19 protein-coding genes are annotated in these 20,059 nt (G+C 34.2%); 9 read left to right on the top strand and 10 right to left on the bottom strand.

The genetic code is table 11. The features are described from left to right. The first annotated feature begins 10 nt into the window (after positions 1-10). Together P700755_RS00810 and yaaA are read left to right on the top strand one after the other, a co-directional pair. Complete coding sequence (locus P700755_RS00810; RefSeq protein WP_015022852.1) at positions 11-1,048, top strand: RluA family pseudouridine synthase; 1,038 nt, start codon at positions 11-13, stop codon at positions 1,046-1,048. Positions 1,049-1,134: 86 nt separating this feature from the next. Next, complete coding sequence (gene yaaA, locus P700755_RS00805) at positions 1,135-1,896, top strand: peroxide stress protein YaaA (RefSeq protein WP_015022851.1); 762 nt, start codon at positions 1,135-1,137, stop codon at positions 1,894-1,896. 258 nt (positions 1,897-2,154) lie between these two features. Here yaaA and P700755_RS00800 read toward each other — a convergent pair whose 3' ends face one another. Both P700755_RS00800 and P700755_RS00795 read right to left on the bottom strand, forming a co-directional pair. Beyond that, positions 2,155-2,514, bottom strand: coding sequence for a DUF779 domain-containing protein (locus tag P700755_RS00800; protein WP_015022850.1), 360 nt, complete (start codon positions 2,512-2,514; stop codon positions 2,155-2,157). A 131-nt stretch (positions 2,515-2,645) separates the two neighbouring features. Continuing rightward, positions 2,646-4,145, bottom strand: a complete 1,500-nt coding sequence (locus P700755_RS00795) for an aldehyde dehydrogenase family protein (protein ID WP_015022849.1) — start codon at positions 4,143-4,145, stop codon at positions 2,646-2,648. A 103-nt stretch (positions 4,146-4,248) separates the two neighbouring features. Between P700755_RS00795 and P700755_RS00790 the strand changes: the two genes are divergently transcribed. Both P700755_RS00790 and P700755_RS00785 read left to right on the top strand, forming a co-directional pair. Continuing rightward, positions 4,249-5,169: an AraC family transcriptional regulator gene (locus P700755_RS00790; protein ID WP_015022848.1), complete on the top strand. Its 921-nt coding sequence runs from the start codon at positions 4,249-4,251 to the stop codon at positions 5,167-5,169. Between the two features lie 117 nt (positions 5,170-5,286). Further along, positions 5,287-6,699 carry an MBL fold metallo-hydrolase gene (locus P700755_RS00785; protein ID WP_015022847.1) on the top strand — a complete coding sequence of 471 codons (1,413 nt, stop codon included), beginning with the start codon at positions 5,287-5,289 and terminating at the stop codon, positions 6,697-6,699. A gap of 49 nt (positions 6,700-6,748) precedes the next feature. On the opposite strand, the gene P700755_RS00780 is transcribed toward P700755_RS00785, so the two are convergent. After that, positions 6,749-7,438: a phosphoadenylyl-sulfate reductase gene (locus P700755_RS00780; protein ID WP_015022846.1), complete on the bottom strand. Its 690-nt coding sequence runs from the start codon at positions 7,436-7,438 to the stop codon at positions 6,749-6,751. A gap of 325 nt (positions 7,439-7,763) precedes the next feature. On the opposite strand from P700755_RS00780, the gene ytxJ (P700755_RS00775) reads away from it, so the two are divergent. Beyond that, positions 7,764-8,171, top strand: a complete 408-nt coding sequence (gene ytxJ / locus P700755_RS00775) for a bacillithiol system redox-active protein YtxJ (protein WP_015022845.1) — start codon at positions 7,764-7,766, stop codon at positions 8,169-8,171. Between the two features lie 11 nt (positions 8,172-8,182). On the opposite strand, the gene P700755_RS00770 is transcribed toward ytxJ (P700755_RS00775), so the two are convergent. After that, positions 8,183-11,050: an ice-binding family protein gene (locus P700755_RS00770; protein ID WP_015022844.1), complete on the bottom strand. Its 2,868-nt coding sequence runs from the start codon at positions 11,048-11,050 to the stop codon at positions 8,183-8,185. Positions 11,051-11,356: 306 nt separating this feature from the next. Here P700755_RS00770 and P700755_RS00765 point away from each other — a divergent pair, with 306 nt between their 5' ends. Then, on the top strand, positions 11,357-11,521 hold the full coding sequence (locus tag P700755_RS00765; RefSeq protein WP_169314456.1) for a hypothetical protein: 165 nt from the start codon (positions 11,357-11,359) through the stop codon (positions 11,519-11,521). Between the two features lie 96 nt (positions 11,522-11,617). On the opposite strand, the gene P700755_RS00760 is transcribed toward P700755_RS00765, so the two are convergent. From P700755_RS00760 to P700755_RS00755, 3 genes are read right to left on the bottom strand one after another with little or no spacing between them, the layout of a single operon-like run. Continuing rightward, the gene (locus P700755_RS00760; RefSeq protein WP_051007913.1) at positions 11,618-12,454 is read right to left on the bottom strand and encodes an ISAon1 family transposase; all 837 of its coding nucleotides are present in this window, start codon (positions 12,452-12,454) and stop codon (positions 11,618-11,620) included. Between the two features lie 9 nt (positions 12,455-12,463). Further along, positions 12,464-12,592 (bottom strand): hypothetical protein, encoded by a 129-nt coding sequence (locus P700755_RS21170; RefSeq protein WP_425357612.1) that lies wholly within the window; start codon positions 12,590-12,592, stop codon positions 12,464-12,466. A gap of 10 nt (positions 12,593-12,602) precedes the next feature. Further along, a complete protein-coding gene (locus P700755_RS00755; RefSeq protein ID WP_015022843.1) occupies positions 12,603-12,944 on the bottom strand; it encodes an ISAon1 family transposase N-terminal region protein in 342 nt (113 codons plus the stop codon). A gap of 43 nt (positions 12,945-12,987) precedes the next feature. Here P700755_RS00755 and ytxJ (P700755_RS00750) point away from each other — a divergent pair, with 43 nt between their 5' ends. Beyond that, complete coding sequence (gene ytxJ, locus P700755_RS00750; protein ID WP_342626352.1) at positions 12,988-13,266, top strand: bacillithiol system redox-active protein YtxJ; 279 nt, start codon at positions 12,988-12,990, stop codon at positions 13,264-13,266. Positions 13,267-13,277: 11 nt separating this feature from the next. On the opposite strand, the gene P700755_RS20495 is transcribed toward ytxJ (P700755_RS00750), so the two are convergent. Both P700755_RS20495 and P700755_RS20490 read right to left on the bottom strand, forming a co-directional pair. Then, complete coding sequence (locus P700755_RS20495) at positions 13,278-14,975, bottom strand: T9SS type A sorting domain-containing protein (RefSeq protein ID WP_015022842.1); 1,698 nt, start codon at positions 14,973-14,975, stop codon at positions 13,278-13,280. A gap of 71 nt (positions 14,976-15,046) precedes the next feature. After that, positions 15,047-16,327, bottom strand: a complete 1,281-nt coding sequence (locus P700755_RS20490; protein WP_015022841.1) for a hypothetical protein — start codon at positions 16,325-16,327, stop codon at positions 15,047-15,049. A 468-nt stretch (positions 16,328-16,795) separates the two neighbouring features. On the opposite strand from P700755_RS20490, the gene P700755_RS20485 reads away from it, so the two are divergent. Together P700755_RS20485 and P700755_RS00735 are read left to right on the top strand one after the other, a co-directional pair. Beyond that, positions 16,796-16,996: a hypothetical protein gene (locus tag P700755_RS20485; protein ID WP_245536064.1), complete on the top strand. Its 201-nt coding sequence runs from the start codon at positions 16,796-16,798 to the stop codon at positions 16,994-16,996. After that, positions 16,966-17,217: a monothiol bacilliredoxin BrxC family protein gene (locus tag P700755_RS00735; RefSeq protein ID WP_245535981.1), complete on the top strand. Its 252-nt coding sequence runs from the start codon at positions 16,966-16,968 to the stop codon at positions 17,215-17,217. The genes P700755_RS20485 and P700755_RS00735 overlap by 31 nt, the downstream gene beginning before the upstream one ends. Here P700755_RS00735 and P700755_RS00730 read toward each other — a convergent pair. After that, complete coding sequence (locus P700755_RS00730) at positions 17,196-20,057, bottom strand: ice-binding family protein (RefSeq protein ID WP_015022840.1); 2,862 nt, start codon at positions 20,055-20,057, stop codon at positions 17,196-17,198. The genes P700755_RS00735 and P700755_RS00730 overlap by 22 nt on opposite strands. Positions 20,058-20,059 lie beyond the last annotated feature (2 nt).

Below are 20,059 nucleotides of genomic sequence, written 5' to 3'. Positions count from 1 at the left end.
GATAATTAGTATGCAAACACAGGAGGACTTAGACCAAAACGACGAACTTTATGAACACCATAGCTTTAAAGCAAGCAAAGGTCAGGAGCCCCTTCGTGTAGATAAATTTTTAATGAATTTCATTGAAAATGCAACACGTAATAAAGTGCAACAGGCCGCTAAGGATGGTAACATTTATGTAAATGGAATTCCTGTAAAACAAAATTATAAAGTCAAAGCGGGGGATGAAGTCAAAGTTCTTTTAGCTTATCCTCCTTATGAGAATTTATTGACTCCTGAAGATATTCCTTTGGATATCGTTTATGAAGATGATGCTTTGCTTGTGGTGAACAAGGCAGCTGGTATGGTTGTTCACCCAGGTCATGGAAATTATTCAGGGACCTTAATTAATGCTCTTGTTTATCATTTTGAAAATCTACCTAACAATAGTAGTGATCGACCGGGGCTTGTTCATCGCATCGATAAAGATACCAGTGGACTTCTTGTGGTTGCTAAGACCGAAGCTGCTATGGCTTATCTTTCTAGACAGTTTTTTCATAAGACCAGCAAAAGGGAATACGTGGCAATAGCTTGGGGAAATCTCAATGAAGAGGAGGGAACTATTGAAGGAAATATTGGACGTAATCCGAAAAACAGACTTCAGAACATAGTTTATCTTGGAGATGATGCAGATCAAGGTAAGCCTGCGGTAACTCATTATAAAGTGATTGAACGCTTAGGATACGTTACTCTTATTTCTTGTCAATTAGAAACAGGTCGAACCCACCAGATCCGTGTGCATTTAAAACATATAGGGCATACCTTATTTAACGACGAGCGCTATGGCGGTGATAAAATTCTTAAGGGAACCACGTTTACTAAATACAAACAATTTGTTGATAATTGTTTTAAAGTTCTACCACGGCAGGCTTTACATGCTAAAAAATTAGCTTTTGAACATCCAACAACTAAAGAATGGATGGAATTTAATTCAGAAATTCCCGAAGACATGACTCAATGTATTGAGCGTTGGAAAAATTATGCTAAAAACAGCAAAGAAAATATTTAGTATCAATTTCTTTGATAACTGTATTTTTAATAATTAGTTAACTAGATCCTCAAGTTGTTTGATTTCGATTATTTTTAAAATAAAACATGAAACTTATAGTATCACCAGCTAAATCATTAAATGAAAATGATAAGCTACCAACCCATAAACATACAACACCAATTTTTGAGGACTTAGCTGCTCAAATCAATCATGAGCTATCTAAGATGACCAAAGATGGGATAGCCGAATTGATGAGTATAAGTGATAAACTTGCCGATCTCAATTATGGGCGTTATCAAAGCTTTAAAGATTCTCATACCTCGAATAATTCCAGACCAGCTATTTATATGTTTGATGGTGATGTCTATAGCGGTATAGATGCTTACACAATTCCAAAAGATAAGATAGAGGCCTTACAAAAATCTCTTCGTATTTTATCAGGTATGTATGGAGTCTTAAGACCTTTAGATCTTATGCAGCCTTATAGATTGGAGATGGGCACTAAGTTGCCTATTGAACAAGACAAAGATTTGTATGCTGTGTGGAAAGAAAAAGTCACAAATCAACTAAATTCAGAAATGACAGAAGGGGAGTTACTTGTAAATTTAGCAAGTCAAGAATATTTTAAAGTCTTAGATACCAAAACAATTAAGGCAAAATTAATTTCTCCTGTCTTCAAAGATTTCAAAAATGGAAAATTGAAAATAATCAGTTTTTATGCTAAGAAAGCAAGAGGCTCTATGGTAAGGTATATTTTGGATAAGGATGTGGAGACTTTAGAAGGAATTAAAGGGTTTAATTACGATAACTATCATTTCTCTGAAGAATACACGGAAAATGAGGATGATCCCGTATTTATCAGGTAATTGTTAGTGATTTAATACGATCATAGCATTACTATCAATAGAGACTTTTTTCAAAATTATTTATTTTCTGATCTATCAAATTGATTTGGTAAATATAAATGTCGATGGTGCTATTTGCTAAACCTTAACTTAAATTACCAATTAGTGGAAATACTTGATATTTCTCTGTTTACCTCAATGGAACTTCTAACACGTTTAAAATAGTTGTAAACTATTTTAAAAAGATGAAGTAAGTATAAGTATTAAAAAAGACCAAGGTCATTTATTAAAATGGTGCTCTTCTTCTTTAGTCAATAATCTAGATTTAACAACAAATCTATAGCCTTCGGGTATTTCTAGTGAAAAGCTAGAACCTCGACCTTCTGTTATATCAATGGTAAGGTGAGTATGTTTCCAATATTCAAATTGAGCTTCGTTCATGTAAAATTTAACTCCTCCAATTTCGCCCATAAAAATATCAGATTCGTCTAAGTAAAAGTCTTCTTTAGGTAAAAGCATGGGTGATGAGCCGTCACAACAGCCACCACTTAGATGGAAAATAACACTCCCATGCTTTAATTTCAACTCCTTTAATGCTTTTTCAGCATTTTCAGTTATATCAACTCTAGTATACGCCATAATATTTCTGTTCTAATAGGATTAAAACATACATCTCAACTTTTTAAATTTCCACAAATAAAATTAGAATAAATTAAAAAGTCAAGGCGCATGTTGAATATGATTTTAAATTGACTGATACCAAATTAAATCTAAAAGAATCCAAGCTTATTTTTATCATAAGAAATAAGCATGTTTTTAGCTTGGCGATAGTGATTGAGCATCATCAAGTGATTTTCTCTACCAAATCCAGATTTTTTATAACCTCCAAATGGTGCATGAGCTGGGTAATCGTGGTAGCAGTTGACCCATACTCTACCAGCTTTTATAGCTCTTGGAATTTGATATAGTTGATGGGCATCTCGTGTCCATACTCCAGCACCTAGCCCATAAAGTGTATCGTTGGCAATTTCCAAAGCTTCAGCTTCATCTTTAAATTTACATACTGCGAGTACTGGACCAAAAATTTCCTCTTGGAAAATTCTCATTTTGTTGTGACCTTCCAAGATAGTTGGCTGAATATAAAAACCATCAGCATATTCTCCACTAGCTTTGAAAGCTTCTCCACCACAAAGCACTTTGGCACCTTCTTTTTTACCAATATCCATATAAGATAAAATCTTTTCATATTGATCGTTGGACGCTTGAGCACCTACTTGAGTATTCATGTTGAATGGGTCTCCTTGTATAATTGCTTTTGTACGCTCTACAACACGTTCCACAAACTTGTCATAAATGTCTTCTTGAACTAAAAGTCGCGATGGACATGTACAAACTTCTCCCTGGTTAAAGGCAAAAAGAACAGCCCCTTCGATGCATTTATCCAAAAACGCATCATCATGATCCATGACAGAATTAAAGAATACGTTTGGAGATTTCCCACCCAATTCCATAGTCACTGGGTTGAGGTTTTTGGATGCATATTGCATAATTAATTGACCAGTGGTGGTTTCGCCAGTAAATGCAACCTTATTAACTTTTGAACTTGAAGCTAATGGTTTACCGGCTTCAGGACCAAAACCATGGATGACATTTAAAACACCAGGCGGTAATAAATGACCAATTTTTTCCATAAGGAAAGTTGCTGAACTTGGTGTTTGTTCTGCGGGTTTTAAAACTACACAATTCCCAGAAGCTAGTGCAGGTGCTACTTTCCATGCGAGCATAAGCATTGGAAAGTTCCAAGGTATAATTTGAGCAACGACACCTAAAGGCTCTTTTATGATTAATGAAAGTGTATTTTCATTGAGTTCTGTAGCATTTCCTTCTTCCGCTCTTATCACAGAAGCAAAGTATCTAAAGTGATCTACAGCCAAGGGAATATCTGCATTCACAGTTTCTCTAATGGCTTTACCATTATCGTAAGTATCTATTGCCGCAAATTCGTTTAAATTTTCCTCTATAACGTCAGCAATGTTTTGAAGAATAGAAGCTCTATGAGCTGCCGATGTATTTCCCCAAGCCACTTTTGCGGCATTGGCTGCATCTACTGCTTTTTCTACATCTTCTTTCTGAGATCGTGGATATTTTGCAATCAATTGATTGTTGGTGGGTGACGTGTTTTCAAAATATTGACCTCCAATAGGATCTACAAACTCTCCATTGATATAGTTGCCATACTTTTCTTTGAATTTTGGTTTTGAGTGATTCATAATATTATATGTTTAAAAATTAGAATTAGTTAAAAATAGACTATAAATTTTATTTAAAATATAATAATACTATCTTTAAATATCATTAATCTATTTATTTAAAATGTCCTTAGATTCAACTTTGCACAATCATATAAATTATAGAAAGATTGAAACTTTAGTAGAAAACAGAACAGTTTATTCTGCTGAATTTGCCGAAATGAATATTTATGAAACACATAAAAAAGCGAAACAGGTTTATCTAGAGTTTGAATGTCCTATTATTGCAAGTATGATTTCTGGAAGAAAAATCATTCATTTAAAAAACAAGGCTACTTTTGATTTTTTACCCGGAGAGTCTGTCGTACTTCCAGCTAAAAAGAAAATGATCATTGATTTCCCAGATGCAACCTTAGATTCTCCTACTCGATGTATGGCGCTAGGAATTGATTCTCAAAAAATTCAAGAAACTATAGATGTATACCAAAATGCAACTGAAATAGAAGAAAGTTTTACTTTAGGCTCAAACCTTAACTTATCTCCGTTACACCTAAATAATAATACTCAAGTACAACATCTTCTAGAGAGGCTTTTGCAAACTTTTAGCAGTGGGCACAAGTCTAAAGACGCGCTATTGGATGTTATGATAAAAGAGCTCATACTCCGTCTACTCCAAACCAATGCTCGAGGAGCCTTACTAGATGAAAATTCTTATTTGTTTGATAACCATAGAATGGCTTTTGTCCTAAAATATATTAGAGAATATTATAAAGATGATATTACGGTCGAGGATTTGGCTGACAAGGCTTGTATGAGCAAATCTCATTTTTACAAAAGCTTCAAAAACACTCTGGGTGAAACCCCGATGGAGTATTTGAATAGTGAGCGATTAAAACAAGCAAAAAAACTTATAAGAACAACCTCATCCAAGCTATCTGAAATAGCTTTTTCTACTGGTTTTAATAGTTCTAGCTATTTTGTTACTCAATTCAAAAAACAGGAAGGTATGACGCCTAGTCAATTTAGAAAATCAATTCTATATTAGTTTCGCAGAAACTGATATATATCATACTTCACTCATTTCCAGTATATTTGTAACTTTTGTTTCATTTAATTTTTCAGATATCTCTTAATTTAGCCGTATAATTTTAAAACTGTAATTATGAAAGTTGAACAAATTTATACAGGATGTATAGCTCATGCGGCTTATTATGTAGAAAGTAATGGGGAAGCAGCGATTTTTGATCCGTTGAGAGAGGTCCAGCCTTATATCGACAAGGCCAACGTAGACGCTGCTAAAATAAAGTATGTTTTTGAAACCCATTTTCACGCTGATTTTGTGAGTGGTCATTTAGATTTAGCTAAAAAAACAGGAGCCAATATTATTTTTGGTCCTACTGCTCAACCTAATTTTGAAGCAGTTATTGCTGAAGATAATCAAGAATTTAAAGTTGGAGAGTATACGATTAAAGCGATTCATACCCCTGGACATACAATGGAGTCGACGACTTATTTACTCATAGATGAAACCGGAAAGAATCATGGTATTATTACAGGAGATACTTTATTTATTGGCGACGTAGGTCGTCCAGATCTAGCGCAACATGTGATTGCTGATCTTACTGAAAAAAAACTAGCAGCTCATCTTTTTGATTCTCTTAGAAATAAAATTATGCCATTGTCAGATGATTTGATAGTCTATCCTAATCATGGTGCTGGGAGTGCATGTGGTAAAATGATGAGTAAGGAGACTACTGACACACTAGGTCATCAAAAAGAGACTAATTACGCACTAAGAGCAGATATGACTAAAGAGGAATTCATAAAAGAATTACTTGAAGGATTAATTCCACCTCCTGGGTATTTTCCCAAAAATGTGCTGATGAATATACAAGGCTACGAAAGTATTGATGATATCATAGAGAGGGGAGAGAAGCCTTTAGAGCCTAATGCTTTTGAAGCTGTCGCCAACGAAACTATGGCCTTAATACTTGACACGAGAGAGGCTAAAGATTTCCACAAGGCTTTTATTCCTAACAGTATAAATATCGGTTTAGATAATAATTTTGCACAATGGGTCGGAGAGTTGATTCCAGATATAAAACAGCAGATTTTATTAGTTACCAATTCAGGAAATGAGGAAGAAAGCATCATAAGACTTGCACGCGTGGGATATGATCATTCTATCGGTTATCTGAAAGGTGGAATAGAATCCTGGGTTAATTCAGGTAAAGAAGTTGATCATATCAATAGACTTACAGTTTCAGAATTGAAGAAAAAAATGGCTGATCATGTTAAAGTATTTGATGTTAGAAAGTCGAGTGAATACCAATCTCAACACGTGGTAGGTGCTGAGAACATACCTTTAAACCTTTTAAATAAGCATTTATCTGAATTTCCAAAAGGAGAATTTATAGTGCATTGCGAAGGAGGGTATCGAAGTATGATAGCAGCATCTATTCTTAAGCAGAGAGGTTTTGACAATGTTGTGGATGTTGTAGGTGGCTTTGAGGAAATCCTTGAAGAAGATGAGATACCAACAAGCAACTATGTTTGTCCTACAACTTTACTTTAAAAAACAAACTCGGTTATAAAGAAAAAAAGCTTCAAATGAAGCTTTTTTTTTATAGGTGTAATCCACATTCTGTTTTAGGGTTATTGTTCCAGCGACCGCTTCTGTCCTCTCCAGGAACAGTGCAGTGTTGACAACCGATAGAATTATATCCTTTACTCACCAAAGGGTGAAAGGGTAAATCATGTGCTTTTATAAAATCGTCTCTTTGTTGTTTGCTCACATCTACAAGAGGATAAAATTTAAGGATGTCACCTCTTTGTTCAAAAATATCTAGTGAGTTTCTATGGTCACTTTGCCATTCCATCAATCCTGATACCCAGACTGTGTATTTATTTTTAATCACCTCTAGAGGTTTTACTTTATTAATAGAGCAGCAGAGGTCTGGGTTTTCGGACCAGGTCTTGTCTTTGGTCGTAAATTCATGTTCATGAGCCAAAGCTTTAACAGATTTTACATTGAGATTGTAAGTTTCAGAAAGTTGTTTTTTGTATTTTATAGTCTCATCAAAATGATAGCCTGTATCAATAAAGTAAATAATCTGATCTGTATTTACTTCAGAAAATAATTTCAATAAGAATGCTGAAGTTGCTGCAAAAGAGCTTGTTAGCATTATCTCTGATTCATCAAAATCTTCATACAAAGCTTTGATGCGATCTATTAAATTTAAAGTCTTATATTTTTTGTTTAATTTCTGTATTTCTTTTTCAGAAATGATTCTCTTCTCCGCAATTTCGCTCATTCTATCTCTAGATATTTTAACTTTGCAAATATAAGTAACTGTTTACTTTTTGTCTTAAATTTGACGAGTAAACTTCAATACATTGAGGTTTATACTAAATTAGCATTCAAATGTCGTATAAAATGAGTTTCTTTTTCACTTAATAATTGTCATAAAATATAACCATAGCTACTGTTATGCTTATATTTTTTTCATCAACTAAGTAAAAAACCTGTGCTGAGCTACGTCGTAGTATAATTCAAATTTTTAATGCAACATTTAAAACTAAATTGGTATTACTCGTCAAAAACTGAATAACTTTTAATTTTATATATATATACATTCAATGGGTTTTTTTGATAAACTATTTAATACGAAGTCAACACAACAAGAAGAGTCAACTTCAGAATCTAATTTTATCTGGCGTCAACTAGAAGATATCTCCCAGCTCGATGCTGTAGAACAACTTTCTGAAGAAAAACTTGTTGTGATTTTTAAGCATTCAGTGTCTTGTGGAATCAGTAATATGGTTTGGCACCAGTTTCAAAATAACATAGATTATACCAATGAGCATATTGAAATGTTGTATCTCGATTTATTAGCAAATAGAGACATCTCTAACGAAATTACCCGTCGTTTTCAAGTTTTGCACCAATCTCCTCAAATTTTAGTGATTCAAAATAAGGAGGTCGTGCATCATGCTTCACATTCAGCCATACGACTATCAAACATCAAAGAATTGTTACCTTCGTAGTTTGAACTTTGCTACTCTATAATTAATTTGTGGGTAGTAGTCTGAGTTTGATAGGTCAACTTAACCAAGTAAATTCCAGAGTTAAGACTGCTTGTATTCAGCTTTAGTTCTGAAGAAGACAAAAGGTCTTTTGGGATCTCTATATTTTGTCCTATTATATTGAAAACTGAAACCTTTAGTTCGTTGTTGAAGTCTGGATTATGTTTGAGATAAGCAAATCCTGAATTTGAAGGGTTTGGATAAAGTTGTGAACTAGCTACCATCTCATTCTGTGAAGTACCTAGGGTGATTTGCTCAAACCGAATTTTAAATCGGTCAGAATTTACAGAAGCTGGAATTGAAGAGTCAATGCTAAAAGCAATATCATTTTCACCTTCGTTCAATTGATGGTCCACTTCAGTGTAAGTATCTCTTAAAAAGATATCATAATCTGGCATGTCTTCAACTTCAACGTTCATGGTATAATCTAGATCTCTGTAATTACCGATCCAAAAACTAAATACATCTTCGTCTTTAGGAAAAGGCCTTTTTTCGATAGCTAAATAATTTCCATCAGAGTGTATTCCTATAGTTTCATCATCATTCCAGAATTTTAAAGCATCATCAGGACCAGCTTCTTCATCGTAAGTAGCATCAAATTTAAATCTCACACCATCCATCAATTCATTATTAGAGTTACTGAAGATATTTAAATCTATTTTTGAGTTAGAATTGACCCTTAAGACTTGACTAGTTGAAGTATCGTCTGTTTTAAATTCTTCTTTAAAAGTCAGTGTAGGTACTTCATTTGGTTGAAGGTCACTAACAGTCTGAACGAATACAGATTGATTGACTTGTAAAAAACGAAATTTTTCCGAATCCATATTATTGTTAAGAGGAACTTCAGGAATGTGTTCTACAGGTTCAGAATCTAAATCAACTGTAACATAACCACCTCTTTCCCCAATACTTGGTTTATAAGCGTAATAAAATCTTTTGTCTAAATGTGTTGAACTATTTGCTAGAGTTGCTTTCATATCAACTTCAGCTTGGTAGGGATTGCCGATTAAAGCAAAGCCTTCTGAGTTAGGATTCAAATCATTATCCATGTTTACATCACCAGTTAAAATAGTCCCCAAAGATCTCAATCTAGTATCACCGCCCATGACTAAATTATTTGAATAAATATTTGTATCTCTATCACCCCTAATCAAAATTCCGTAGGCTTTACCAGCTACTAAAGTATTAATGTTTGTGTTGGAAATTGTTAACCAACTTTCATTTTGTGAATCCCAAGAAAATAGAGATGGATTTCCAGTGGGTGTGGAATCAAGTCCATTAACGCCGGTTGTACTGCCTGTAATATGTGTGCCGTAACCAGGATTTGGGTTTTTATTTTGTGTGTAATCATTAACCGTATTGTTGACACCTTCTTGCCAGTTTTCATTTATGGAAGTTGTGGTGTTTACAGAAGTGGTCATAAATCTAAAAGCTCTGTTTTGCATAGTAATATAACGCTCAATCATAACTTCACCATGGACAGTATTACTATTTTTAATTTCACTAATAATAGCTGTGTGAGTAGCATTGGATTTAAAAGTTACTAGGTTATTATCAGGAATAGTATGGTCATAATTTGTGATTAAATCACCAGTCGTTAAATTTAGACTATTGAATATATCAACATTCCCAGATAATAGGTTTAAACTGTTGTCGTTATCGATAGTTAAGTTATAGACTGAAATTGTATTATCTGTAGAAAAATTCTGGATTCCATCTCCTTTAAATGCCAAAGTTGAGTTCCCTGGATTATAGGTGCCATTATTTTCTAAATCACCATAAATATCAATTTGAGATTCATTGGTTTGTGAGACACTAGCACCAATAGCGATCACCAAATTTTTCATTTCTAAATTCTCTGAAAAAATGGGATCATTTGGTGTGATATTGATTAGAACATCAATATCTCTGTCAGGGAAGCCATTAGTCCAATTACTTATATTTTCAGCAACAGTAGAAACTTCACCAATCCAAACGGTAGGGATTAATGCGCAAAAGTCTGAACCTGGACTATATACAGTACCATTATGAATACTATTAGCACCAAATGATATAGCTCCTGCAAAAGTACCGATGTCTCCTGTGGTATTTGAATCCGCACCAGTTGCAATCGCACCAAGGTTGGACCACATTGCAAATGTGGAAAGACTTTTTAAATTAATAACGGAAGTACCTGTTGGAATAATAAGAATAGTGCCGGTTGCCCCAGAAGTTACTGCACCTCCCAATGTAAACATCCTTCCTACATGGTTTGTATTTGCACCTAATGACACTGCTGCATCACCCGGAGGTCCTCCAATCAAAGTACCTTTCATTGTGGTACCAGCGCCCGTAGAAATAGCTCCGTTAGCAACCCAGAATATATTTTCTGGCCTTGCATTTCCTGTCAATCCTACAGTTGTATTAACTGCTGTAGATAATGCCCCAACGACTCTAATAACAAACAAAGCATTTGGATCTCCACCTGCATCTAATGTAAGTGTTCCAGAAATTGTTGCTGCTGTAATTACATCATAGACTCCAGGAGATAAAGTTTCATTAACAAAAGCTGCACCGTGAGATGCTGTGCTTGTTAGCCCCCATAACTCGGCGTGTGAAGCTATCAAATCCGCAACAAGTTGATTTGCACAAGATGTTTCAACGCTAGACAGTCGTGTATTAGATAAGACGGGATTTGTATCAAAAACGGGTAATATCATCATTTCTGGCACTAACATATGACTAATAGAAGTAGTGTTCACAATATTACCTTTAGTATTAGAATTAATAACTGATGCCTCCAGTGAAACAAAACTTATTAAAAAGCTAATAATTGCTGTTGTAAATAGTGAATTTTTCATTATTTGTATGTATTAATTTTTTGTAAAAAAAGAATTGAAAGTATAGAGATCAATATTGGCACTAGTAATAAAATTTATAATTATCATAATTAAAATTTTTGCGAATCTATCGATAACGTAAGAAAACATATTTACTATAAATGCTTATAATTCATTATTATTTCTTTATAAAGTCGATAATTTTTCAATTATATCGATGCTATGGCTTTGTTTGTAGTACTTGTTCTACTAGTTTAGCATTCGCAGTGAGATGATTTTGAATTAATTTGATTGACAAGTTTTACAAGGTTGAAAAAAAAAGCAATATTGATTAACTCTAAAGGTGGGCGAGGCTTTACTCCTTTATTGTTTGCTCGATATTTTGGAGAGATAAAAATGATAGAGTACTTGCTTACTAAAGTCCCGATTATAGAAGCTCAAGATGTTAGAGGTCATACCTCTTTAATGGGGTTTTATGTAGGCGTCAACTAGAAGATATCTCCCAGCTCGATGCTGTAGAACAACTTTCTGAAGAAAAAATAGTAGTGACTTTTAGGATCAAACATTATTTTAGGGGAGCAGTCCCCATTAAGCAAATAATTTAGTTAATCTATATAGAAAGAATTTCACATCTCTAACACCTCTAAACTGCGCTCTGAACTCTTTAATTTTAGCATTAAAAGATTCTGCTGAAGCGTTAGTGCTTCTATTGTTAAAGTAATTTAATATGGGTACATAATGCATTTGGATTGACCTGGCAATCGTACTAAATGATTTGAACTGAGATTTTTCAACTTTATCATACCAATGTGCTAACTTTAATCTGGCAATATCTTTATCTTTATGTGTATTGTTTTCAAAGATATAGGTTAATCCTTGCGCTAAATTGTATGCTTTTTCAATGCTTGGGTATAATTTAAATAGAATTTCAGCCCTTTCTCTCTGTTCTACGGTCCATCTTGTTTTGGATTTAAATAATAAATATCTGCTTCTAGCGAGTAGTTGTTTGTGCGTATCTCCATTGCTCAGAAGTTCATACTTATATGTACGTCCTTTCTTACGAGCCTCTAGTATAGCATTATTTTCTTGCTCTATGATTTCCCATCTTAATCTTATACGCTCTTCTTGTACTGCTTCTGAGGCTAATTTTTGGACATGAAATCTATCGGTAACTAGTTCTGTTTTAGGAAAACATTTTTTAGCAATTAAATTCACGCTACCTGCCATATCAACTGTAACTTCTTCTATCACATTTCGTCTCTCTAGAGGGATCTTATGGAGTATATTAATGACATCAATGGCTCTAGTTCCCTTTACAATAGCAACTATACTCCCTTTTTTACCCTGAGCATTCTTGTTGGTTAAGATGGTGTATAGCTCACCATTAGATAAAGAGGTTTCGTCTAGACTTAAATAGGTGCCGATATTCTCTGGTTAGAGTAGCCAATCTTGTGCATGTTCTTTTTGTATCCAATCTTTAAAATCGCTAAGATGGTTTTTGTAATGATATTGAAGAACCCTACCATTGATTTTATAATAATCTCCAAAACGCTTGGCACTCACAGCGTGGGTATCAAGCGATACCTTTTAAAAAAGAGGCAAACTTGCTGGTGATACGAGTGCCTTTTGCTATTAAATCCCAATCCCTTTTTACAATCTTACCTGTATCAACAAGCGTCCAGCGCCTACGTTTTATGTGAAGTAATACTGATTTTCCTCTGAGTGGAAAATCCTCAATTATTATTTCAGGGGAGAAACCTTTGGAATGAGAGAGTTCCGATTCATAGTCTTGGGGTAGTGTATTTTTCTCTTCCAAATAAAAATGAATCTTATCTTCAGTAGACTCATGTTTTGTAATATCAAAGTACTCTAAGATACCTTCTGGCAATAAATAACTAACTAAATCTAGACTCAAATTCTATTATTTTATAAGGCTAAGATAAACGAAACCCCCTAAAATAAATCTTGACCCAATTTTTAAGCATTCAGTGTCTCGTGGAATTAGCAATATGGTTTGGCACCAGTTTCAAAATAACATAGATTTTACCAATGAGCATATTGAAATGTTGTATCTCGATTTAATAGCAAATAGAGACATCTCTAACGAAATTACTCGTCGTTTTCAAGTTTTGCACCAATCTCCTCAAATTTTAGTGATTCAAAATAAGAAGGTCGTGCATCATGCTTCACATTCAGCCATACGACTATCAAACATCAAAGAGTTGTTACCCTCTTAGTTTGAGTTTTGCTATTCTACAATTAATTTGTGGGTAGTAGTCTGAGTTTGATAGGTCAACTTTACCAGGTAAATTCCAGAGTTAAGACTGCTTGTATTCAGTTTTAGTTCTGAAGAAGACATGCGGTCTTTTGGGATTTCTATATTTTGTCCTACCATATTGAAAACTGAAACCTTTAATTCGTTGTTGAAATCTGGATTATGCTTAAGATAAGCAAATCCCGAATTTGAAGGGTTTGGATAAAGTTGTGAACTAGCTGTCATCTCATTTTTTGAAGTACCCAGGGTGATTTGCTCAAACCGAATTTTAAATCGATCTGAATTTACAGAAGCTGGGATTGAAGAGTCAATGCTAAAAGCAATATCGTTTTCACCTTCATTCAATTGATGATCTACTTCAGTGTAAGTATCTCTTAAAAAGATATTATAATCTGGCATGCCTTCAACTTCAACGTTCATGGTATAATCTGCATCTCTGTAATTGCCAATCCAAAAGCTAAATACATCTTCGTCTTTAGGAAAAGGCCTTTTTTCGATAGCTAAACACTTTCCATCAGATTGAATTCCGATAGTTTCATTATCATTCCAGAATTTTAAAGCATCATCAGGACCAGCTTCTTCATCGTAAGCAGTATCAAATTTAAACCTCACACCATCCATCAATTTCTCATTAGAGATACTAAAGATATTTAAATCTATTTTTGAGTTAGAATTGACTCTTAAGACTTCATTAGTTGAAGTTTGGTCTGTTTTAAATTCTTCTTTAAAAGTCAATGAAGGGACTTCATTTGATTGAAGATTTTCATCAGTCTGAACAAATACAGATTGATTGACTTGTAAAAAACGAAATTTTTCCGGACCCATATTGTTGTTAAGAGGAACTTCAGGAATGTGTTCTACAGGTTCAGAATCTAAGTCAACTGTAACATAACCACCTCTATCACCAATACTTGATTTATAAGCATAGTAAAACCTTTTGTCCAAATGTGTTGAACTATTTTTTAGAGTTGCTTTCATATCAACTTCAGCTTGGTATGGATTGCCTATTAAAGCAAAGCCTTCTGAGTTAGGATTCAAATCGTTATCTATGTTTACATCACCAGTTAAAATAGTCCCCAAAGATCTCAACCTTGTATCATCGCCTTTAGCTAAATTATTTAAATACATATTTGTGCCTCTATCACCCCTAATCAAAATTCCGTAGGCTTTACCAGCTTCTAAAGTGTTTGTGTTTGTGTTGGAAATTGTTAACCAACTCCCATTTTGTGAATCCCAAGAAAATAGAGATGGATTTCCAGTGGGTGTGGCATCAAGTCCATTAACGCCAGTTGTACTGCCTGTAATATGTGTGCCGTAACCAGGATTTGGGTCTTTATTTTCTGTGTAATCATTAACAGTATTGTTGACACCTTCTTGCCAGTTTTCATTTATGGAAGTTGTGGTGTTTACAGAAGTGGTTATAAATCTAAAAGCTCTGTTTTGCATAGTAATATAACGCTCAATCATAACTTCACCATGGACAGTATTACCGTTTTCAATTTTACTAATAATAGCTGTGTTAGTGGCATTAGATTTAAAAGTTACTAGGTTATTACCAGGAATACTATGGTCATAATTTGTGATTAAATCACCAGTCGTTAAATTTAAACTATTGAACACGTCAACATTACCAGATACAAGATTTAAGCTGTGGCTGTTATCGATAGTCAAGTTGTATACTGAAGTAGTACTATCTGTAGAAAAATACTGAATTCCAGCTCCTTTAAAAGAAAAGTTTCCATTTATTGAGTTAAATCTCCTTTAGAAAATAGGTTGCCTTTGATTTCAATTTCAGCTAAATTGGTAAGAACGGCTCCCTCTTTAATGATAACATTGAATAAACTAGCATTTTTACTGAAAACAGGATTGTAATTAGTCTTTGGAATTAGGACACTTTTGTTTTTTATTTTAGCTGACCAGTTGTCTTTGTCTTTTGCATCGGAGGATTTTGCTCCCAGCCAAACCACAATTTCTCCATTAGTATTACACTTTTCTGAAGTAACATTACCTTGAAGTATCCAATCGGATGGTAGTTTGTTCAAGTTTTTTACAGATATCGTACTTGCTGAATTTGCACTGATTTTACCACCCCATCCTTTCGCTTTTTTAATTTCTAAGGTGTTACAGTTGAGCTCAGTATATAGTTCACCTCTTAAAGTAAGCTCATCAAACTTAGCACTTCCTAAGAAATGAATTGATGCCCCTTCATCAACAGTGGTTTCACCTCCAAACTCTAAACCAGCACTGGCTTCTAGATGTCCTTTCCATAAGTTGACTTCACCATCAATTTCAAGAAAACTATTGGCTTCTGTCACAGCTTGAGGACTGTTGCTATTGTAACCTTCTTCAAATTCTAATTCACCTGACAATGTAGCGAATCCATTATTGATTAATTTTTTTTTGAATTCAGTCTTTCCGGATAATGTTAATCGACCATTATTATCGATATCTCCTTCGAATTCAGATTCTCCCCGAGATTCAAAAACCATGTTTGTTCCTAAACTGATATATCCTTTTTGCTTCAGTTCAAAGGTAGAAGAGTCATCATTGAAAAGACTTCCAGAACTGAAGTGACTATAACCTTCAATACTTAGTTCAGCGCCATTTAAATTATTTAAAGAGCCTCCTTCAAAACCAAACTTAGACTCCATCTCACCATAGTTGACGACTTCTGAGTTTTCATCTAGTTTTAAGGATTGGCCGTATTCAAATTCACCATAATTATAGATGGTTTTAGAACCTTCAAAATATAATCCTTTGGATTTAAATTTTACTTCTTCGCCTACACATAGTGTTACATTATCTCCAAGCTTGGCCCAATCTATTTTGTAGTCAAATTCACCTATAAAGCAAATAGTTTTATTTCTAGTAAGATCGTATGAATTACCACCTCCTGGTAATTCATCATTCTTACTAGTAATTTCTATATCACAGTTGCAATCCAAATCTATATCCTGAGAATAAGTATTTATTGAAAATAAATTCGAGATTAAAATAACAATAGTAAAAATTGAAATTTTCATAATAAAAGATTTCTACAAATTTATTGATAAGATGAAATTACATGTCACCTATAAATGCTTATAATTCATTATTATTTTCCTTACTAAAGTTAATGTTTTTTCAATTATATCGTTGCTATAGCTTTGTTTGTAGTCCTAGTTCTATTTCGTATTCGTAGTGGGACGGTTTTGAATTAATTTGATTGACAAGTCTTACAAGATTGAAAAAAAGCAATATTGATTAACTATAAAGGTGAATGAGGCTTTAATCTTTTATTGTTTGCTCCATATTTTGGAGAGATAAAAACGATAGAGTATCTGCTTATTAAAGACCAGAAAATGGAGGCTCAACATATTAGAGGTCATACAGCTTTAATGGGGAGTTATACCAAATTATATTTATAATGCCGTATGAATAAATTGAATTATTTTTTGATTGATTGAAATCAAAAATAACTAGCATAGCCTTAGCTACGGTAATTATTTTTGATGAAAAGCAGGCGAAAAAGAAACAATTTATTGCGTCATTATAGGTCTAATTTGGTATTATTTAGGCGTCAACTAGAAGACATCTCCCAGCTCGATGCTGTAGAACAACTTTCTGAAGAAAAACTACTAGTTGTGATTTTAAGCATTCAGCGTCTTGTGGAATCAGCAATATGGTTTGGCACCAGTTTCAAAATAACATAGATTTTACCAACGAGCATATTGAAATGTTGTATCTCGATTTAATAGCAAATGGAGACATCTCCAACGAAATTACTCGTCGTTTTCAAGTTTTGCACCAATCTCCTCAAATTTTAGTGATTCAAAATAAGAAGGTCGTGCATCATGCTTCACATTCAGCCATACGAATATCAAAGAGTTGTTACCCTCTTAGTTTGAGTTTTTACTCTACAATTAATTTGTGAGTAGTAGTCTGAGTTTGATAGGTCAACTTAACCAGGTAAATTCCAGAGTTAAGACTGCTTGTGTTCAGTTTTAGTTCTGAAGAAGAGATACGGTCTTTTGGGATTTCTATATTTTGTCCTACCATATTGAAAACTGAAACCTTTAATTCGTTGTTGAAATCTGGATTATGCTTAAGATAAGCAAATCCCGAATTTGAAGGGTTTGGATAAAGTTGTGAACTAGCTGTCATCTCATTTTTTGAAGTACCCAGGGTGATTTGCTCAAACCGAATTTTAAATCGATCTGAATTTACAGAAGCTGGGATTGAAGAGTCAATGCTAAAAGCAATATCGTTTTCACCTTCATTCAATTGATGATCCTCTTCAGTATAAGTATCTCTTAAGAAGACATCATAATCTGGCATGTTTTCAACTTCAACGTTCATGATATAATCTGCATCTCTGTAATTGCCAATCCAAAAGCTAAATACATCTTCGTCTTTAGGAAAAGGCCTTTTTTCGATAGCTAAATACTTTCCATCAGATTGAATTCCGATAGTTTCATCATCATTCCAGAATTTTAAAGCATCATCAGGACCAGCTTCTTCATCGTAAGTAGTATCAAATTTGAATCTCACACCATCCATCAATTCATTATTAGAGATACTGAAGATATTTAAATCTATTTTTGAGTTAGAATTGACTCTGAAAACTTCATTAGTTGAAGTTTGGTCTGTTTTAAATTCTTCTTTGAAAGTCAATGAAGGGACTTCATTTGGTTGAAGATTTTCATCAGTCTTAACAAATACTGCTTGATTGACTTGTAAAAAGCGGAATTTTTCTGAATTCGTATTGTTGTTTGAAGAAACTTCAGGAATGTATTCTACAGGTTCAGAATCTAAGTCAACTGTAACATAACCACCTCTATCACCAATATTTGGTTTATAAGCATAGTAAAACCTTTTGCCCAAATGTGTTGAACTATTTGCTAGAGTTGCTTTCATATCAACTTCAGCTTGGTAGGGATTACCAATTAAAGCAAAGCCTTCTGAGTTAGGATTCAAATCGTCATCTATGTTCATATCACCAGTTAAAATAGTCCCCAAAGATCTCAATCTTGTATCACCGCCCACAACTGAATTATTTGAATAAATATTTGTATTTCTATCACCCCTAAGCAAAATTCCGTAGGCTTTACCAGCTTCTAAAGTGTTTTCGTTTGTGTTGGAAATTGTTGACCAACTTCCATTTTGTGATTCCCATTCAAAAAGAGATGGATTTCCTGTGAAGGTGGCATCAAATCCATTATCGCCGGTTGTACTACCTGTAATGTGTGTGCCGTAACCAGTATTTGGGTTTAAATTCTGTTCGTAATCATTAACTGTATTGTTAACTCCTTCTTGCCAATTATCCTTTATGGAAGTTGTGGTGGTTACAGAAGTAGTCATGAATCTAAAAGCTCTATTTCGCATAGGAATATAACGCTCAATCATAACTTCACCAACAACAGTATTACTATTTTTAATTTCACTAATAATAGCTGTGTTAGTAGCACTAGATTTAAAAGTTACTAGGTTATTACCAGGAATAGTATGGTCGTAATTTGTAATTAAATCACCAGTCGTTAAATTTAGACTATTGAACACATCAACATTACCAGATAATAGGTTTAAGCTATTGTCGTTATCAATAGTCAAGTTATACACTGATATAGTATTATTTGTAGAAAAATTTTGAATTTCATCTCCTTTAAATGCCAAAGTTGAATTTCCTGGATTATAGGTGCCATTATTTTGAAAATCACCATAAACATCAATTTGTGATTCATTGGTTTGTGAGACAATGGCGCCAGTTGCTATTGACAAATTTTTCATTTCTACATCTTCAGAAAAAGTGGGATAATTAACTGAAATATTGATCAAAACATCGATATCTCTGTCAGGTAAACCTTTAGTCCAATTATTTACATTTTCGGCATCAGTAGAAATATCACCAGTCCAAACCGTAGGGTTTAATGCACAATAGTCTACACCTGGAAAATAGATTCTTCCATTATGAGTCCCAGCAATTGCAAGGGCTCCTGATGCAGTACCAACATCTCCTGTGATGTCAGAACTTGCAGAATCTGAAAGCGCACCACCAGAGGACCACATTACAAATGTGGAAAGACTTCTTAAATTAAAAAAAGGAGTACCCGTTGGGATAGCAAGAATAGAGCTTGCACCTACGCTTACTGCACCTAACTTTGTAAACATCCTTCCTACATGGTTGGTATTGGCACCTAATGACACTGCTCCAGCACCACCACCTCCACCAACCAATGTACCTTTCATTATGGTACTAGCGCCCGTAGACATGGCTGCACCACTCACCCAGAATATATTTTCTGGTTGTGCATTTCCTGTCAATACTACAGTTGTACCCGCTACTGTAGTGAATGCCCCAGGGCCTCTAATAATAAACAAGGAATTTGGGTCTCCATCTCCATCCATTGTAAGTGTTCCAGAAATCGATGGTGCTCCACCTACGTCATAGACTCCGGGAGACAAAATTTCTCCATTACCAAAAACTAGAGGGTGAGTTACTCCGCCTGGATATGCTATTAATTCGTTGTATAAAGTTATCAAATCCGCTGCAGCTTGGGTTGCACAGAATGTTTCGCTGCTGGACAATTCGGCATTAGATAAGACGGGGTCTGTACCAGAAACAGGAAATATCGTCATTTCTGACACCGACACATTATGAGTAGGGTTATTAGTTACAATATCACCTTCAGTGATAGAATTAATAACTGATGCCTCCAGTGAGGCAAGACTTATTATAAAACTAATAATTGTTGTTGTAAATCGTAAATTATTCATGA

This window comes from Psychroflexus torquis ATCC 700755 (assembly GCF_000153485.2).
Lineage (GTDB): Bacteria > Bacteroidota > Bacteroidia > Flavobacteriales > Flavobacteriaceae > Psychroflexus > Psychroflexus torquis.
The sequence above is the reverse complement of the archived record's forward strand: the minus strand, read 5'-3'. Positions and strand labels throughout refer to the sequence as shown.

Excerpts from the sequence above, each read along its gene's own strand:
- P700755_RS00810 (WP_015022852.1), top strand. The coding sequence starts at position 11 with ATGCAAACACAGGAGGACTTAGACCAAAACGACGAACTTTATGAACAC.
- yaaA (WP_015022851.1), top strand. The coding sequence starts at position 1,135 with ATGAAACTTATAGTATCACCAGCTAAATCATTAAATGAAAATGATAAG.
- P700755_RS00800 (WP_015022850.1), bottom strand. The coding sequence starts at position 2,514 with ATGGCGTATACTAGAGTTGATATAACTGAAAATGCTGAAAAAGCATTA.
- P700755_RS00795 (WP_015022849.1), bottom strand. The coding sequence starts at position 4,145 with ATGAATCACTCAAAACCAAAATTCAAAGAAAAGTATGGCAACTATATC.
- P700755_RS00790 (WP_015022848.1), top strand. The coding sequence starts at position 4,249 with ATGTCCTTAGATTCAACTTTGCACAATCATATAAATTATAGAAAGATT.
- P700755_RS00785 (WP_015022847.1), top strand. The coding sequence starts at position 5,287 with ATGAAAGTTGAACAAATTTATACAGGATGTATAGCTCATGCGGCTTAT.
- P700755_RS00780 (WP_015022846.1), bottom strand. The coding sequence starts at position 7,438 with ATGAGCGAAATTGCGGAGAAGAGAATCATTTCTGAAAAAGAAATACAG.
- ytxJ (WP_015022845.1), top strand. The coding sequence starts at position 7,764 with ATGGGTTTTTTTGATAAACTATTTAATACGAAGTCAACACAACAAGAA.
- P700755_RS00770 (WP_015022844.1), bottom strand. The coding sequence starts at position 11,050 with ATGAAAAATTCACTATTTACAACAGCAATTATTAGCTTTTTAATAAGT.
- P700755_RS20490 (WP_015022841.1), bottom strand. The coding sequence starts at position 16,327 with ATGAAAATTTCAATTTTTACTATTGTTATTTTAATCTCGAATTTATTT.
- P700755_RS20485 (WP_245536064.1), top strand. The coding sequence starts at position 16,796 with ATGAAAAGCAGGCGAAAAAGAAACAATTTATTGCGTCATTATAGGTCT.
- P700755_RS00735 (WP_245535981.1), top strand. The coding sequence starts at position 16,966 with ATGGTTTGGCACCAGTTTCAAAATAACATAGATTTTACCAACGAGCAT.
- P700755_RS00730 (WP_015022840.1), bottom strand. The coding sequence starts at position 20,057 with ATGAATAATTTACGATTTACAACAACAATTATTAGTTTTATAATAAGT.